This is a genomic window from Polaromonas sp. YR568 (assembly GCF_900116715.1).
In the GTDB taxonomy this organism is placed as follows: Bacteria; Pseudomonadota; Gammaproteobacteria; order Burkholderiales; family Burkholderiaceae_C; genus Polaromonas.
In genome coordinates this window covers 156,984-173,781 of sequence record NZ_FPBM01000008.1, presented here as the reverse complement: position 1 = coordinate 173,781, position 16,798 = coordinate 156,984, and the positions used below count along the sequence as shown (strand labels likewise).

Annotated in this window: 15 protein-coding genes; 11 read left to right on the top strand and 4 right to left on the bottom strand. The window is 63.8% G+C overall.

From position 1 onward, the window contains the following. The first annotated feature begins 46 nt into the window (after positions 1 to 46). The 5 genes from BM408_RS17140 to BM408_RS17120 are packed head-to-tail and all read left to right on the top strand — an operon-like array spanning position 47 to position 4,599. Positions 47 to 1,060, top strand: a complete 1,014-nt coding sequence (locus tag BM408_RS17140) for an ABC transporter substrate-binding protein (protein WP_092131296.1) — start codon at positions 47 to 49, stop codon at positions 1,058 to 1,060. A gap of 31 nt (positions 1,061 to 1,091) precedes the next feature. Beyond that, on the top strand, positions 1,092 to 1,916 hold the full coding sequence (locus BM408_RS17135) for an ABC transporter permease (RefSeq protein ID WP_092131294.1): 825 nt from the start codon (positions 1,092 to 1,094) through the stop codon (positions 1,914 to 1,916). 4 nt (positions 1,917 to 1,920) lie between these two features. After that, positions 1,921 to 2,718 carry an ABC transporter permease gene (locus BM408_RS17130; protein ID WP_092131291.1) on the top strand — a complete coding sequence of 266 codons (798 nt, stop codon included), beginning with the start codon at positions 1,921 to 1,923 and terminating at the stop codon, positions 2,716 to 2,718. After that, positions 2,708 to 3,778 (top strand): ABC transporter ATP-binding protein, encoded by a 1,071-nt coding sequence (locus BM408_RS17125; RefSeq protein WP_092131289.1) that lies wholly within the window; start codon positions 2,708 to 2,710, stop codon positions 3,776 to 3,778. The genes BM408_RS17130 and BM408_RS17125 overlap by 11 nt, the downstream gene beginning before the upstream one ends. Then, positions 3,775 to 4,599, top strand: coding sequence for a phosphodiesterase (locus tag BM408_RS17120; protein WP_092131287.1), 825 nt, complete (start codon positions 3,775 to 3,777; stop codon positions 4,597 to 4,599). Before BM408_RS17125 ends, BM408_RS17120 begins: the two co-directional genes overlap by 4 nt. A 30-nt stretch (positions 4,600 to 4,629) precedes the next feature. Here the strand turns inward: BM408_RS17120 and BM408_RS17115 are convergent, their stop codons facing one another. Continuing rightward, a complete protein-coding gene (locus BM408_RS17115; protein WP_092131285.1) occupies positions 4,630 to 6,027 on the bottom strand; it encodes a methyltransferase regulatory domain-containing protein in 1,398 nt (465 codons plus the stop codon). A gap of 193 nt (positions 6,028 to 6,220) precedes the next feature. Here BM408_RS17115 and BM408_RS17110 point away from each other — a divergent pair, with 193 nt between their 5' ends. Genes BM408_RS17110 through BM408_RS17100 form a run of 3 tightly spaced genes read left to right on the top strand, consistent with a single transcriptional unit; the run spans position 6,221 to position 9,316 of the window. Beyond that, positions 6,221 to 6,874: a GbsR/MarR family transcriptional regulator gene (locus BM408_RS17110; RefSeq protein ID WP_092131283.1), complete on the top strand. Its 654-nt coding sequence runs from the start codon at positions 6,221 to 6,223 to the stop codon at positions 6,872 to 6,874. A gap of 2 nt (positions 6,875 to 6,876) precedes the next feature. Beyond that, positions 6,877 to 8,292 carry a cytochrome ubiquinol oxidase subunit I gene (locus tag BM408_RS17105; protein ID WP_092131281.1) on the top strand — a complete coding sequence of 472 codons (1,416 nt, stop codon included), beginning with the start codon at positions 6,877 to 6,879 and terminating at the stop codon, positions 8,290 to 8,292. Further along, complete coding sequence (locus BM408_RS17100; protein ID WP_092131279.1) at positions 8,285 to 9,316, top strand: cytochrome d ubiquinol oxidase subunit II; 1,032 nt, start codon at positions 8,285 to 8,287, stop codon at positions 9,314 to 9,316. The genes BM408_RS17105 and BM408_RS17100 overlap by 8 nt, the downstream gene beginning before the upstream one ends. A gap of 133 nt (positions 9,317 to 9,449) precedes the next feature. Here BM408_RS17100 and BM408_RS17095 read toward each other — a convergent pair whose 3' ends face one another. From BM408_RS17095 to BM408_RS17085, 3 genes are all read right to left on the bottom strand, one after another. Further along, complete coding sequence (locus BM408_RS17095) at positions 9,450 to 11,525, bottom strand: protein kinase domain-containing protein (RefSeq protein ID WP_092131277.1); 2,076 nt, start codon at positions 11,523 to 11,525, stop codon at positions 9,450 to 9,452. 8 nt (positions 11,526 to 11,533) lie between these two features. Continuing rightward, entirely contained in the window at positions 11,534 to 13,543 is a 2,010-nt protein-coding gene (locus BM408_RS17090) for a sensor histidine kinase (RefSeq protein ID WP_092131275.1), read from the bottom strand. Between the two features lie 184 nt (positions 13,544 to 13,727). Further along, positions 13,728 to 14,732, bottom strand: coding sequence for a 23S rRNA (adenine(2030)-N(6))-methyltransferase RlmJ (locus BM408_RS17085; protein WP_092131273.1), 1,005 nt, complete (start codon positions 14,730 to 14,732; stop codon positions 13,728 to 13,730). Between the two features lie 205 nt (positions 14,733 to 14,937). Here BM408_RS17085 and rplM point away from each other — a divergent pair, with 205 nt between their 5' ends. From rplM to BM408_RS17070, 3 genes are all read left to right on the top strand, one after another. Further along, positions 14,938 to 15,366 (top strand): 50S ribosomal protein L13, encoded by a 429-nt coding sequence (rplM, locus tag BM408_RS17080; RefSeq protein WP_007867557.1) that lies wholly within the window; start codon positions 14,938 to 14,940, stop codon positions 15,364 to 15,366. Positions 15,367 to 15,376: 10 nt separating this feature from the next. Next, positions 15,377 to 15,769, top strand: coding sequence for a 30S ribosomal protein S9 (rpsI, locus tag BM408_RS17075; protein ID WP_007867568.1), 393 nt, complete (start codon positions 15,377 to 15,379; stop codon positions 15,767 to 15,769). A gap of 281 nt (positions 15,770 to 16,050) precedes the next feature. After that, complete coding sequence (locus BM408_RS17070; protein WP_092131271.1) at positions 16,051 to 16,758, top strand: DUF6776 family protein; 708 nt, start codon at positions 16,051 to 16,053, stop codon at positions 16,756 to 16,758. The last annotated feature ends 40 nt before the right edge of the window (positions 16,759 to 16,798 follow it).

Sequence of the window (16,798 nt, the reverse complement as noted above, 5' to 3'; positions counted from 1 at the left end):
ACCCGTCTTTTACGTTCACCCTCACTTCACTCACAACGGAGCTTCCATGAAAACATCCCTGCAACGACTCGCCAAGGCCGCGCTGCTGGCCATTGGCCTGGCTGCCGGCGCCAATGCGCTGGCCCAGACCGCCATCTGCTACAACTGCCCGCCCGAATGGGCCGACTGGGGCACGCAGCTCAAAGCCATCAAGGCCAAGTCCGGCGTCACCGTGCCGCCCGACAACAAGAACTCCGGCCAGTCGCTGGCGCAGATGACGGCCGAGAAAACCAACCCGGTGGCTGACGTGACCTACCTGGGCGTCACCTTCGCCATCCAGGCGCAGAAAGACGGCCTGGTCGGCACCTACAAGCCGGCCGCCTGGAGCGAAATCCCCGACGGCCTCAAAGACCCGCAAGGCCACTGGTTCACCATCCATTCAGGCACGCTGGGCTTCATGGTCAATGTGGATGCACTGAAGGGCAAGCCGGTGCCCCGTTCATGGGCCGACCTGCTCAAGCCTGAGTACAAGGGCCTGATCGGTTATCTCGATCCGGCATCGGCCTTTGTGGGATACGTCGGCGCCGTGGCTGTCAACCAGGCGCGCGGCGGCACGCTGGACAACTTCACGCCGGGCATCGACTACTTCAAGGCGCTGCAGAAAAACGAACCCATCGTGCCCAAGCAGACCTCGTACGCGCGCATGCTGTCGGGCGAAATCGCCATCCTGCTGGACTACGACTTCAACGCCTACCGCGCCAAATACAAAGACAAGGCCAACGTCGAGTTCGTGATTCCGGCTGAAGGCACCATCGTCGTCCCCTACGTGATGAGCCTGGTGGCCAAGGCGCCCAACGCCGACAACGGCAAAAAGGTGCTGGACTTCGTGCTGTCCGACGAAGGCCAGGCCATCTGGGCCAACGCCTATCTGCGCCCTGTGCGCGCCAGCGCGATCTCGAAGGAAGCCCAGTCGCGCTTTCTGCCGGCGAGTGAATACGCGCGTGCCAAGAGCGTCGATTACGCCCGCATGGCCGCTGTGCAAAAAGGCTTTTCCGACCGCTACCTGAAAGAAGCCCAGTAAGCCTTAGTTCCACCGGCAAGCCATGAGTCCTATGAGATCTTCCACCTTCGCGCCCTCGCGCCGCCTGCTGCTGGCCTGTTCAGCACCGGCGGTGGCCTTCTTCGCGGCCTTCTGGCTCTTGCCGGCGGTGCAGCTGCTGGCATTGCCGGGCAAGCTGGGGTGGTCCGCCTACTTTGTGGTGCTGACGAACGCCCGCTACCTGCAAAGCCTGCTGCAAACGCTGGGCCTCTCGCTGGCGGTGACTCTGGTGACGCTGGTGCTGGGCGCGCTGGTGGGGATCACGCTGGCACGGTCGCAGTTTGCGGGGCGAAAGCTCCTGCTGTCGCTGCTGACCTTGCCGCTGTCTTTTCCGGGCGTGATCATCGGCTTTTTCATCATCCTGCTGGGCGGCCGTCAGGGCCTGGTGGCCGACCTCAGTGACGCGCTGGGCATGGGCCGCATCACCTTTGCCTACGGCCTGGCGGGGCTCTTTCTGGGCTACCTGTATTTTTCGCTGCCCCGGGCGATCGTCAGCTACACGGCCGCGGCCAGCGCGATGGACCTTCCGCTGGAAGAAGCCGCGCGTTCGCTGGGCGCCTCGCGCTGGCGCGTGGTGCGTGATGTCTGGCTGCCCGAACTCGGCCCCACGACCTTTGCCTGCGGCGCCATTGTGTTTGCCACCGCCATGGGCGCTTTCGGCACCGCCTTCACCCTGGCCAGCAAGTTTGAGGTGCTGCCCATCACCATCTACAACGAATTCACCAACTACGCCAACTTTGCGCTCGCCGCCAGCCTGTCGATCACGCTGGGCCTCATCACCTGGCTGGTGCTCTTCCTGTCGCGGCGCGCGGCCAGCCCGGCCGGTGCGGGAGCTTGAGGCCATGAGGACCCCTCGCCAGGTATCCCCCTTGCTGATGCTGCTGACGGCGTTGGTCGCCGTGTTCATGATTGCGCCCATCGCGCTCTCGGTGCTCGCCGGGCTGGTCAACAACTACAGCGCGGGCCTCAAAAGCGGCTTCACCTTGCGCTGGCTGGGCGAGGTGTGGGAGGTGTACGGCGGCACGGTCGCCGCTTCGCTGGTGATTGCTTTGCTGTGTGTGCTGGGCAATCTGCTCATCGGCATTCCATGCGCGTATGCGCTGGCCCGCAGCCGCTCGCGCATCGCCCGGGTTTTTGAAGAGCTGCTGACACTTCCGGTGGCGGTGCCGGGCCTTGCCACCGCGCTGGCGCTCATCCTGGCCTATGGGCAGATCAGCGGGTTCCGGCAAAGCTTTGCCTTCATCCTGGTGGGCCACATGGTGTTCACGCTGCCCTTCATGGTGCGCACAGTGTCATCGGCCTTCCAGCGGCCCGAGCTGCATTCATTGGAGGAGGCCGCCCGCTCGCTGGGCGCCGGCTTCAGGCAGCGCTTCCTGGGTGTGCTGCTGCCTGCTGTGCTGCCCGCGGTGGTGGCCGGAAGCCTCATGGTCTTCACGCTGTCGGTCGGCGAGTTCAACCTCACCTGGATGCTGCACACGCCGCTCACGCGCACGCTGCCGGTGGGCCTGGCCGACAGCTATGCCTCCATGCGGCTGGAGATCGGCTCGGCCTACACACTCGTCTTTCTCCTTGTCATCCTCCCTGTGCTGTGGGGCCTGCAGGCCGCCGGCACCCTGATTGAAAAACACCATGGAAGCTGAACGCACGCGCGTGGACATTGTCCAGTGCGCCAAAACCTATGCCGACGGCACCCGCGGCCTGCAAGCTACGTCGCTGACGGTGGAGCCGGGCGAAGTGCTGGCTTTGCTGGGCCCCTCCGGCTGCGGCAAAACCACGCTGCTGCGGCTGGTGGCCGGGCTGGAGGCGCCGGACGCCGGCAGCCGCATCACATTCGGCGACACGGACGTCACCCACCTGCCGGTGGAGCGGCGCGGCATCGGCATGGTGTTCCAGCACTACGCGCTGTTTCCGCAGATGACGGTGGAAGCCAACATCGCCTACGGCCTGCGCGTGCGCGGCGTGGACGACACCGAAAAGCGCCGCGTGGTCGGCGAGCTGGTCGACCTGGTGCGCCTCAACGGCCTTGAGAAGAAGCGCCCGGCCGAACTGTCGGGCGGCCAGCGCCAGCGCGTGGCCCTGGCCCGGGCGGTGGCGGTGCGCCCACGCGTGCTGCTGCTCGACGAACCGCTGACGGCGCTGGACGCCAAGCTCAAGGAATCAGTGCGCGATGAACTGGCCGAGCTGCTGCGCCGCCTTCACATCACCGCCATCCACGTCACGCACGACCAGCAGGAAGCGCTGGCCATTGCCGACAGGCTGGCGGTTATGCACGCGGGCCGTATCGTGCAGGTCGGCCACGGCGAGGCGCTGTACCGCACGCCCCAGCATCCCTTTGTCGCGAGCTTTCTGGGCCGCGTTAACCGCCTGGCGCGTGACGAGGCCGCGCGTGCCGCCAACGTCGTCAAGGTTGGCGACATGGACGTCGCCTGCCCGCCGGCGTGGAGCGCGCAAGACACCGTGCTGGTCCGGCCCGAAGACATTGAAGTGGGCGACATCAGCGCCGGCTGGGGCGATGCCGTGGTGTCGCAACGCGTGTTCCTCGGCGACCGCATCCAGCTCAAGCTGATGCTTCCTGACCAGACCAGCGTCAACGCGGAGGTGGGGCGAGACCACCCCGCCTGCATGGGCGACGCCGTCGGCATCCGCATCCAGCCCCATCACCTCATGCCGGGCAGCGAACTGGCTGCCGCATCCCTATGACCACCTCATTGCTGCAACTCTCAGACCTGCACATCCGCGAACCGGGCCGACTGGCTTACGGCCGCATCAACACCGCGCCTTACCTCGTGCAGGCGGTCGCGTCCATCCTCAGGCTGCCGCAGCAGCCGGATGCGGTGGTCATCACCGGCGACCTGACCGACTTCGGCCGTGCGGCTGAGTACGGCCACCTGCGTGAGCTGCTCGCGCCGCTGGCCATGCCGGTATACCTGATGCCCGGCAACCACGACGAGCGCGCGCAACTGCGGCAAAGCTTTCCCGGCCACACCTATCTGGGCAGCGGGGAATTCGTGCAGTACAGCGTTGCCATCGGTGCGCTGCAGCTGATCGCCCTGGACACCGTGGTGCCCGGCGCCAGCGAAGGCAGCCTGTGCGAAGCAAGGCTGGCCTGGCTGGCCCGCGAACTTGAAACGCACCGCGGCCGGCCCATGGTGATCGCCATGCACCATCCGCCATTCAAAACACTCATAGGCCACATGGACGACATCGGCCTGCTCAGCGGGGCGGCCGAACTGGAAGCGCTGGTGAGCCGCTACCCGAACGTCGAGCGCATCATCTGCGGCCATTTGCACCGCGCCATCCAGGTGCGCTTTGGCGGCACCATCGCCGCGACAGTGCCCTCACCGGCCCACCAGGTCTGCCTGGACCTGGCGCCCGACGCCGCCTCAGCCTGGGTGCTGGAGCCGCCCGGATTCGGCTTGCACGTTCTGCCCGAGGGCGGCCGTCTGGTAAGCCACACCGTGGCCAGCGGACAGTACGAAGGGCCGTTTCCTTTTCATGAAGGTTCGGCGCTGATCGATTAGCGTGCCGGCCGGCACTGGCTAGCGCGTGCTTTAGACCAGCAGCCCGAAACGCCGCAGCCGTTCCAGCGAATAGCCGTCTTGCTCAATATCAGCCGCAGCACCGTCTTGCAGGCGCAGCAGCAGCGCGTATTCGGCGGCGCTGAGTTTTACCGGTTGGTGCCAGATGTTGCAGGCAAAGTCCGGCCGCAGCGCAGCGGCGGGGTAAGCGAGCGCCCGGCCGGTCGCCACTTTGGCCGCCGACGCGCAGGCGACCGGTCTGCATGCATAGCGCACACGGCCGGTGATGACCAACTCTTCCACGCAGGCCGTCACTACCGGCAACGGCGCGGCGGCGCACAGCTCAGCAAAAGACAGGGTCGCTGGAAACGCGGCATCCAGCGCGGCATGCACGGCGGCCGCGGCTGAGGGCGGCGCCGCACGGCCGGCGCCCTCCGGTGCTTGCGGGTCTTCACGCCAGGCGTAGTGCAGCTTCTGCAGGCACCCGGGGTCGATGCGGTACTTCACGTCCTTCTTTTGTGCGGCATGCACCAGCAGGCTCTGGCGAAAGCTGCGGTTGGTCAGGAAGTCCAGGTATTGCTCCATCAGCACCTGGTCGCTGCCGGCTTCTTTTAGCAGCGGCTCGGCCACCTGCGGGCCGTGGTTGGTGACGAACATGGTCTGGGGTTCGGCATCGGCCAGGTAATCCAGCCCCTGCATGCGTGCCGAAGCGACGAAGTCGCGGAAATACATGGGCTGGTTGCAGTGCTCCAGAAACTCATGCATCAGGTAGGTCGGCCCGGCCGCTTCGATCGTGGGCAACACCTCATCCAGCGCCTTGCGCAGCAGGCTGCCCTCGGGCGACATCTGCACCAGGAAGTCCGTCATGCCGCGCGCGTAAGCCATCTTGTCGGCGGGCGTGGTGCGCGTTTCGGCGCGAAACAGCATGGCGTCCCGCACGATCTCGCGCGCCTTCCAGCCCGGGTAGGTGTTGAAGCTGATGTATGCGATGCCGGCCGGCGTCAGGTGCGTGCGGCAAATGCGCATGATGGCCTTCTGCACCGAATCCGGCACCCAGCTGTAAACGCCGTGGCAGAGGATGTAGTCAAAGCTGCCCAGCGACGCGTCCACATCCTCCAGGTTCATCTGCCGCAGCTCGAGGTTGGTGATGCCCAGCTGCCGCACCCGCTCCAGCCCCTGCTCAATTTGCACCGCCGACAAATCCAGCCCGACCACATGCGCCTCTGGATGGCGCAGCGCAAACGGAATGATGTTGCCGCCCGAAGCGCAGCCCAGCTCCAGCACACGGGCGGCGGTGGGCGGCGTAGGCGCCAGGCCGAACAACGTCGCGATGCCTTCCAGGCGCTCAGGCGTGGTTTGCGCAAACGGGTGCGAGGCGTAGGGCGTCTCGTCGTAGCTTTGCTGGAGGAGGGCTGTCAGGTGTTGGGACATGGGGCGGTTGGCTCCGTCGCGGCGGGGTCAGATGTGCCTGCATTGTGCCCGGCGCACCCGAGAGCCTCGCAGGGTCAATCAAAACCGCTGGCGCAAAGTGTTTCAATTTATTAGAATTTCAGTAATTCCTGAAAATTCAATAAAGTAAAGACGTCACCAAAACGCCAAAAGACCGATAAAGGACGCCCAAACCATGAACCTGCCCCCCTTAACCCAGCGTTTTGTCCTGCATTTCGGTGAAATGGGCAGCCGCTGGGGCATCAACCGCACCGTGGGGCAGATTTATGCCCTCTTATATGTCTCTCCCCGGGCGCTCAATGCCGACGAAATCGGCGAGGCGCTGGCGTTTTCGCGGTCCAACGTCAGCATGGGTTTGAAGGAGTTGCAGTCCTGGAACCTGGTGCGTTTGCAGCACCTGCCGAACGACAGGCGCGAGTACTTTCAGGCGCCTGAAGATGTTTGGGCCATCTTCCGCACGCTGGCTGAAGAGCGCCGCAAGCGCGAGATCGACCCGACGCTGTCGATGCTGCGGGATGCGCTGATGGAGCAGCCCGCGCATGCGGACGACATCCACGCCCAGGCGCGCATGAAGCAGATGCACGACCTGATCGAGCTGATGACGGGCTGGCTGGCCGATGTGCAAAAAATGGATTCGGCCACGCTGATGAGCCTGATGAAGATGGGCGCGAAAGTGCAGAAGCTGCTGGAGATGAAGGGCAAGGTCGCCAGCACGGTAAAGGCCGGTTTGACAGGCCGCGCGGCATCCCCCACAGTGGCGGCAAAGCTTCCTGAAGCGCCCGAGCCCGCAGCACAGCCTGCCAGCCTTCCCGATGAAAACAGGAGTTGATGATGGACGGACTTGACGCATTCCTGTTGGCCCGCATCCAGTTTGCCGCCAACATCACCTTTCACATCCTGTTCCCGACCATCAGCATCTCGCTGGGCTGGGTGCTGCTGTACTTCAAGCTGAGGTTTGTCAAAAGCCAGGACCAGTTCTGGATGGACGCCTACCAGTTCTGGGTGAAGATTTTTGCGCTGACCTTTGCGCTGGGCGTGGTCAGCGGCATCACCATGAGCTTCCAGTTCGGCACCAACTGGCCGGGCTATATGGAAAAGGTCGGCAACATCGCCGGGCCGCTGCTGGCGTATGAGGTGCTCACCGCTTTCTTCTTGGAGGCCACCATGCTGGGCGTGATGCTGTTTGCGCGTGAACGCGTGAGCGAGACCATGCACACCATCGCCACGCTGCTGGTGGCGGGCGGCACCACGCTGTCGGCTTTCTGGATCCTGGCGCTCAACTCCTGGATGCAGACGCCTGCCGGTTTTGAAATGATCAACGGCCAGGCGCATGTGACGAGCTGGCTGGAGGTGATCTTCAACCCGTCCTTCCCTTATCGCCTCACGCACATGCTGCTGGCCTCGGGGCTGACGGTGGCTTTTCTGGTGGCGGGCATCTCGGCCTACCGCTGGCTGCGCGACGACCGCAGCGCTGAAGTCATCGCCAGCCTGAAGACCGGCATCTACATGGCTGCGATGCTGATTCCGTTGCAGATCATCGCGGGCGACCTGCACGGCCTGAACACGCTGGAACATCAACCGGCCAAGCTGGCGGCGATGGAAGGCATCTGGAAAACCGAGAAAGGCGTGCCGGCCGTGCTGTTTGCCTTGCCGGACGAGAAGGCCAAAGAGAACCGCTACGAGATTGCGATTCCCAAGCTCGCTTCGCTTTACCTCACGCATTCGCTGGACGGCGAAGTCAAAGGCCTGGACCAGTTTGAAGGCAAGCACCCGCCCGTCGCGCCAGTGTTCTGGGCCTTCCGCATCATGGTCGGTGTGGGTGTGTTGATGCTGCTGGTCAGCTGGGCGAGTGTCCTTCAGCTGGCTCCATGGAAGAAAGACTCGTCGCGCGAGCTCACGGTGTGGCACGCGCGCGTGCTGGTGGCCATGACCTTTGCCGGCTGGATCGCGCTGGTCGCCGGCTGGTACGTGACCGAGATAGGCCGGCAGCCCTGGCTGGTGACGGGCGTGCTGACGGCGGCCGACGCGGCCTCCAAGGTGCCGGCGCCGCGCATTGCGCTCACGCTGACGATGTACCTGGTGCTGTATGCGGTGCTGCTGGTGTCTTACATCTCGGTGGTGTTTTACCTGGCGCGCCACAAAAAGCATGCCGACAAACCATTCGGCGACGACAACACCGCGGGCGATACCGAAAAGAACCTCAACGTCGTGAATTACCCCGAGAAGGAAGGAGCCCCCAATGCTTGATCTTGCCCCCGACCTGACGCAAGCCGCCGGCTGGATGCCCATCGTCTTCCTGGTGGTGATGGGGCTGGCGATGCTGGCCTATGTGATCCTGGACGGCTACGACCTCGGTGTGGGCGTGCTGATGCGCCGCGCCGGCGACGACGACAAGGACACCATGATCGCCAGCATAGGCCCCTTCTGGGACGCCAACGAAACCTGGCTGGTGCTGGGCGTGGGCATCTTGCTGACGGTGTTCCCGATGGCGCACGGCGTCATCCTGGGCGCGCTGTATTTGCCAGTGGCCTTTATGCTGATCGGCCTCACGCTGCGCGGTGTGGCCTTTGACTTCCGGGTGAAGGCGCGCGCCAGCCACAAGCCGCTGTGGAACCGCATGTTCTATACCGGCTCGCTGCTGGCGAGCTGGTCGCAGGGCTATATGCTGGGCTCGCTGATCACCGGCTTTGCCTCGGACTGGTGGACCATCTTGTTCAACGCCGTGATCGGCGCCGCGCTGGTGGCGGCCTACTGCCTGCTGGGCGCGGGCTGGCTCATCATCAAATCCGAAGGTGAGCTGCAACTGCGCGCGGTGCACTGGGCGCGCGGCAGCCTGTGGTTCACCATGGCGGGTGTGGCGGCGATCTCGATCGCGACGCCGCTGGTCAGCCCGACGATTTTTGCCAAGTGGTTCTCTTTCCCGAACATCGTGTTGCTGCTGCCGATTCCTGCCGCTACGGCGGTGCTCTTCGGCGTGATCTACCGCAGCCTGCAGCGCCTGCCGGTGCGGCTGGCGCAGGGCAATGAATACGGCGCCTGGGTGCCTTTTGGCGCCACTGTTGGTGTGTTTTTGCTGGCCTTCTACGGCCTGGCGTACAGCCTCTTTCCGTGGCTGGTGATCGACAAGCTCACCATCTGGCAGGCTGCCACGGCGCCGGCTGCGATGGGCGTGATTCTGGTGGGGGCGCTGGTGGTGTTGCCGATGATTATTGGGTACACAGTGTTCGCGTACCGGGTCTTCTGGGGCAAGAGCACGGCGCTGAAATATTGACCCCACAGTCGTTCACTTCGTGTGACTCCTTGCCCCCCCGAGGGGGTCGCCCGCCCTGCGGCCCGGCAAAGCCGGTTCCGCGGCTCATGCTGGGGTTAAGAACATTGGGCACCACCACGGGTGGCTGCGCTGTTTACAGGCTGATCTCAGGTGCGGGTGGCGCCACCAGGTTCAGGTCGTCGAGAAAGGCCGCGGCGGACTCGTAGCGGTGATTCGGATTTTTGGCCATGAGCTTGTTGACGATGCCCTGCATGGCGACATGCTGGGGCGGCAGCGGCGGGGTTTCGGCGTTCAGGTGTTTGGCCAGCAGCAGCTCGAGTGACTCGGCGATGTAGGGCCGCCTGTGGGCGAGCATTTCGAAGAACATCACGCCCAGGCTGTAGAGGTCGGACTGCGCCGTGACTTTGCGGCCGGTGGCCTGTTCGGGGCTCATGTAATAGGGCGTGCCCACCACATCGCCGTGGTGGGTCTGCGTCAGGCCCATGCTGTGGGCCTGCAGCATCGACTTGGCAATGCCGAAGTCGGCCAGCGCCACACTGCCGTCGGCGCGCAGCATGACATTTTCCGGCTTGATGTCGCGGTGGACGATGCCGTGCTCGTGGATCGCGGACAGCGCCTCGGCGATCTGCCGCGCGACCGTGACGGCCTGCTCGCGCGCCAGGTTGGGGCCGAAGAGGCCGCGCAGGTCGCCGCATTCAAAATATTCCATCGCGATGTAGGCGTGCTCGTCGGTGAAGCCCTGGTCATAAATCTTGATGACGTGCGGGTGGTCGATCTTGCAGAGCAGGGCGTATTCCTGGATGAAGCGCACCAGGTGCTCGGAGGCCTCCTGGCCGCGTGAATCGAGCACCTTGAGCACGATGGGCAGGCCGTCGGATTCACGCTCGCTGAGGTAGACCTCGGTCATGCCGCCGGCGCCTATCTTGCGTGTGATGCGGTAGCCCTTCAGGCGCACAGGCTCGGTGTTGGCGTCAAAGCGCAGGCCCTTGAGCGCCGACAGCTTGGAGTCCAGCGCGCTCTTGACGGCCCGCGCGGTGATGTCGGAGTTGGCCCGCACGGCATCGCTGATTTCGCCGGCGCGTTCGGTCAGGCTGGCCATGCCGTGGATCTTGTCTTCCATGGTGGTGACCAGGCCCGTGACTTCCGCCACATCGATGGCGAGGTTCTTGCCGGGCACTACCAGCGAAGTGTGGGTGCCTGTTTCGATGCCGGGGCCGGCCTGGCCCAGCGTGTGCTCGCTGGCCATCACCGTCCAGCCCATTTCCTCAGACGCGCTTTCAAGGCGCGCGGCCAGCGTCACGGTCTCGCCGACGGGCGTGAGCTCGCGGGTTTGCTGCGCACCCAGCTGGCACAGTGTGACTGCCCCGCTGTGAATACCCACACCCATGGCAAAAGGTGGCAGGGCGCGCTCGCCAAAGCGCTGGTTGAGCCAGTCCCGGAACTCGTGCGTGGCCAGCGCCATGGCCAGGGCGGCGGAGATGGCGCGGCGTGACGCCGGCAGGGGCGAGCCGGTGAGGGTGTCGGAGAACACCGCCATCAGGCCGTCGCCGATGAACTTGATGTGCCGCCCGCTGTTTTTCAGCACCGACTCGGAGGTCCGCTCGAAGTACTCGGTCAGCAGCAGGGAGACTTCCGCGGCATTGAGCTTTTCAGCCAGCGACGTGAAGTTGCGGATGCTGGCGACCAGCACGGTGGCGCTGGAGAGTTCTTCGGTCTCCGCGCTGGGCGGGATGTCGATGGGCACCTCGGCGGGCCGCCCGCCGCTGATGCGGCTGGCAAAGGCGGCGCGCAGGCGTTCTTCACCGGCGGCCACACCGGAGTCGATGGCTTCGCGCACCCGCTGCTTTTTCTTGAGCTGCGCGTTGACGGCGTCGAGCAGCTCGGCGCGGTTAAAGGGCTTGGAGAGGTAGTCGTCGGCGCCGGCCGTCATGCCGCGCCGCATGCTTTCGCGGTCGTCCAGCGCGGTCAGCAGCATGAAGGGGGTGTTGACGAGCACCCGGTCGGCGCGCACTGCGTCCAGCAATTCAAAGCCGTTCATGCCGGGCATGCCGACGTCGGAGATGATGAGGTCGGGGCGGCTGCTGCGGGCGAGCTCCAGGCCCTGCCGGCCGTCGGGCGCCGCAGCCGTCTCAAAGCCTTCCAGCTTGAGCAGCCGCACGATGTTGTTGCGGATGGCGTCGTCGTCTTCAACGATCAGGATCAGGGTCATGGAGGTCCTCAGGAAAGCGGCAGGCTGACGGTGAACCGGGTGCCGGCTCCCGGCATGCTGGCCACCTCAATTTTGCCGTGGTGCAGGTCGACAGCGTGCTTCACGATGGCCAGGCCCAGCCCGGAGCCCTGCCGGTTGCCCACATTGGAGCCGCGGTGAAAACTCTCGAAGAGGCGCGGCAGGTCTGCCGTGGGTATGCCTATGCCTTCGTCGCTGACCTGCAGGATCAGGTGGTCGCCGGATTGGCCCGGCAGGCGGTCCAGCGTCAGCACCACCACGCTGCCGGCGGGCGAGTATTTGCAGGCGTTGGCCAGCAGGTTGCTGGCGATGTGCCGGATCAGCCGCTCATCGAGCATGACCAGCTGCGAAAACGCCTTGTGGCCGACGGGCGCTTCAAATTCGATGGCGTGCTGGCCGGCGTCGCTGGTGTGCATCTCGGTCACGAGCTTGCGGCACAGCGCGGCGATGTCCAGCGGCTTGACGTTGAGCCTGAGCTTGCCGGCATCGGCCTGGCCGACGGTGAGCATGTCTTCCAGCATGCCCTGCATGCGTTTAACAGCCACCACCAGGTCGGCCATGATGTCCTGGCGCTCGCTGTGGGTGATCTTCTCTCCGTAGTGCTCTATCAATTCGGCCGACGAAAGAATCGTCGCCAGTGGCGTGCGGAACTCGTGCGAGGCCATCGAGACGAAGCGGGTTTTGAGCTCGCCCAGCTCGCGCTCGCGCACCAGCGCGCGCCGGGTTTCCTCGTCGGCCTCTTTGCGGCGCGTGATATCGACATAGGTCCAGACCGAGCCTTCTTCGGGCTGGCTGCGGTCCAGCGCCGAGCCATCGAGCTGCACCCAGATCAGTTCGCCGTTTTTGCGGCGCATGCGCGCCTCGGCCGAGAAGAGGCCTGTTTGCATGATCTGCGCATAGGCGAGGGCGCCTATGCGCTCGAAGTCTTCGTCGCTGGGGTAATGCACGCGTGTTTCCTGGCCCAGCAACTCGGCCGGGCTGTAGCCCAGCATGGTGGCCAGCGTGCGATTAAGCCACTGGTGGCGCCGGCCCTTGAGGAAGGTGACGCCGACGGCGGTGGTCTCCAGGATGGCTTCGCGCTGCGTCAGCGCGCTCTTGAGTTCTTCGTCCAGGCGGCGGCGTTCGCTGATGTCGGACATCAGCACCAGCAGCGCGGGCTCGCCATCCCATTCGATGCGTGTGCCGTAGATGCTGGCCCAGCCGGTGCGCAAATCCGGCGCCATGGCTTCGGACGGCGGCGTGATGAAGCGTGCCTCATAAGCGCTGACCAGGGTGCCCGACTGCATCAGCTCGCGCTGGCGCTGCACCATGGGCCGGTCGTCGGGGTGGATCAAATGCAGCGAAGGCTGGCCGGTGAGCGTGTGATTGAACATGGCCTGCGCGCTGGCGTTGGAAAAGCGCACGATGCCTTTTTGCACCACCAGGATGACGTCGTTGACGTTTTCCACCACCGCCCGGTAACGCTCGGCGGCGGAGCGGGTCTGCGCCTCGAGCTTTTTGCGCTCGGTGACGTCTTTCAGGAAAAACAGGTCCGCCGGCGCGCCCTCCCAGTCCACCAGTACGCCGGCGATTTCCACCCAGGACACCGTGCCGTCGTCGCGCTGAAAGCGTGCCTCAAAGGCCGGGACGAAGTTGCCGGCGGCACGCAGCTTGTGCTTGCCGGAGACAAACTCGCGGTCTTCCGGGTGGATGAACTCGATCATGGGCCGGCTGGCCATGGTGGCGGCCTGCGTGCCCAGCAAGGCCAGGCAGGGCGGGTTGGCAAAGCGCAGCAGGCCGTCCTGGCCGACGCAGATGTTTTCGGTCGCCAGGTCGACCATGGTCTGGTAGCGCGCCAGCGAGGCGCTGAGCTCGCGGGTGCGCAGCGCGACCTGGCGGGCGATTTCGGCTTCCATTTCTTGCGCCGTCATCGTCTGGCCGGGTGATTTGTCGTTGGCACGCAGCCCCTGGCCCGCCGCGCCGGCGGTGGCTGGAGGGATGGTTTGGGCCTGAGCGGGCATGAGGTCGTGAAACGCCGGTGGAATTGGGAGGGGTGAAGGTGGTGCCGGGCACAAGAAAAGTTACAGGCAACCTTGCCACAACTCACTGCGGCGGTAAAGACATGAAAACACAAGAGCGTGCCGCTGCAAACGTGCTTGGACCCGACGCGCCGGCGTTGGGGCACTGACGGTGAAGCCGCGACGCTCAGCCGCCGTGTTCCAGCGTGAAGCCGGCGTTGCGGTCCTGCCCCAGCAGCGCGACCATTTGCGGCAGGGCTTCCTGCAGGTTGGCTTTGAGCGTGTGGGGCGGATTGATAACAAACATGCCGCTGGCGGGCAGGCCAGGCCGGATCACCTCTCCGCTGGTATCTGTTGTTAACTTGCTCGATTTGACGGTTAAAGCGGCGTTTAACCAACTCCGCCCGCTTTTGACGGCCAGGGTTTTGAGTTTGCGCGGCAAATCATGGGCCTCAGGCCGCGGAATGATGGGGTACCAGACCACATAAGTGCCGGTCGCAAAGCGCTTGAGGGCATCCGCCATGCAGGTGGCCACGCGGCCGTAGTCGCTTTTCATCTCATAGCTGGGGTCGCACAGCACCATGGCGCGGCGGGCCGGCGGGGGGAGAAAGGTTTTCAGGGCCTCAAAGCCGTCTTCACGGGCCACGGCGACCTGGCGGCCGACGCCCAGTTGCTCGATGTTGCCGGAAAGCGACTTGAAGTCGGTCGGGTGCAGCTCAAACAGCTTGAGTTTGTCGCGCCCGCTGAGGAATTGCTGCTCGATAAACGGCGAGCCGGGGTAGATTTTCAGGTGCGCCAGGTCGCCGGTTTCGGCGAACTGGGGGTTCAGGCCGCGCAGCAGGTCGATGTAGTCCTGCAGGGCGGGGGCCCAGGTTGCCGGGGTTTTGGCCGGTTTGGTGGTAGCGGGATTTGCTACGGTTTTAGGAGCTGCTTGCGCACGCTGTGATTGGGCTGGGGCCGGTTTCGAATCGGAAACCGGTGGGGAAAGCAGCCTGAAAATGCCTTCCTGGGCCTCGCCGCTGGTTTCGGTGTAATCGCCGTCAAGGCGGTAGAGGCCTGCACCCGCATGGGTGTCGATCACGGTCAGGGCCGTGTCTTTCTGGGTCAGGTACTTCATCAACGCGATCAGCGTGGTGTGCTTGAGCACATCGGCATGGTTGCCGGCGTGAAAGGCGTGGCGATAGGAAAACATGGGGCTATCCTACCTTCTTGACGGGGGAAAGTGCCCCAAAACAGCCTGAATATTGACGCAAGTCCTTGATTTTTCATATAATCGAGGGCTCTGCAGCGCCTAGTGGTTCCGCGGCAGGGCTAGAAAATACTGCCTAAGAGGTTCTCATCAGAAGAACACCGACCGCAGAAAAGAACCCGACAAACCATTTTTCGAAAGAAAACTCATGAAAACGTTCAGCGCAAAACCCGCTGACGTGACGCACGAGTGGTTTGTGATTGACGCGACCGACAAGGTCCTCGGACGAGTAGCCAGCGAAGTTGCTCTCCGTTTGCGCGGCAAACACAAGGCCATTTATACGCCTCACGTCGATACCGGTGACTTCATCGTCATCATCAATGCAGCCCAGCTGCGCGTCACCGGCGCCAAGTCGACTGACAAAATCTACTATCGCCATTCCGGATATCCAGGCGGCATCACTGCCACCAACTTCCGCGACATGCAAGCCAAGCACCCCGGCCGCGCTTTGGAAAAAGCCGTCAAGGGCATGCTGCCCAAGGGCCCGCTCGGCTACGCCATGATCAAGAAACTCAAGGTGTACGGTGGTGCAGAGCACCCGCATACCGCCCAACAGCCTAAAGTGCTGGACATCTAAGGAGCCATTGATGATTGGTGAATGGAACAATGGCACCGGCCGTCGCAAATCCAGCGTCGCCCGTGTGTTTATCAAAAAAGGCACCGGCAAGATCACGATCAATGACCGTGACATCCAGGTGTTCTTCGGTCGTGAAACCTCGATCATGATCTGCCGCCAACCCCTGTTTCTGACGAACCACGTCGAGACGTTTGACATCATGGTCAACGTCCACGGCGGCGGCGAGTCCGGCCAGGCCGGTGCAGTGCGCCACGGTATCACCCGTGCCCTGATCGATTACGACGCAACGCTCAAGCCGGCCCTGAGCCAGGCTGGCTTTGTGACCCGTGATGCACGTGAAGTCGAACGTAAAAAGGTCGGTTTCCGCTCAGCTCGCCGTCGCAAGCAGTTCAGCAAGCGCTAATTCGACATTTAGCCGCTTCGCTCCCCAAAAAAGCCGCCTGGTTTGTGCCTGGCGGCTTTTTTCATGGGGCTTCTGTTTTCATGCTTTTTCGGGTGTGTTCGGCTCCGTTTGAATCCTTTTCGGGCAGCGGCGCGGTTCAAAGCGGGCGAAAAGCTTTCTTATTGATTACCCGGATGCAAACGCTTACCCGGGCTTTACCGGGCAGGCCGGTTTTTGGGCTTGCATAGACCTTGTCTGCATGCACAATGCACGCTCTCGAACCGAAAACTGCAGGGCCTCTTTTGAAATTTCGCCTGTTTCGCCGCCGCCTGACGATCAGTTCTCCGCGCATGTCAGTGCGCAGCTCGCTCCCCTGGCCCTTGCGCTGGATCGCCGGCGCCCTGATGCTGGGGTTTTCCGGCGCGATTGCCCTCTGGGCTTTTGAATTCGGCAAAGGCATTACCGGCACGGACACCACCAGCAAGGAAGAGCTGGTCATGCTGCGGCAGGAACTGGCCACGCTGCGCGCCGACCGCGACAAGGCCCAGTCGATCGCCAATACCTCGGGCAGCCTGCTGACCGCCGAAAAGGCCGCGCAGGACAAGATGATGAGCCAGATCAGGCAGCTGGAAAGCGACAACCGCAGCCTGCGCGACGACCTGGGCTTTTTTGAGAAGCTGCTGCCGGCCGGCAGCGCCGAAGTGGCCACCATCCGCAGCCTGCAGGCTGAAAAACTGTCGGACACCCAGCTCAAATGGCAGGTTCTGGTGATCCAGGCCGTCAAAGACGCCCCGAATTTCAATGGAAAACTGGACCTGACGCTCCATGGCACGCAAGCCGGGAAGCCCTGGACGTTAACTTTGCCCGGAGGTCCGCAAACTTTACAGTTCAAACAGTACCGGCGCGTGGAAGGTGTCCTCGACTTGCCCCCCCAAGCCGTGGTACAAACTGTTACAGCTAAGGTCATTGAAGGGACGGCAGTCAGGTCAACCCAGACTGTCAAACTCTGATTCCAGCCACCCAATTCCCCGCCCGTCCACCCGCGTTTAC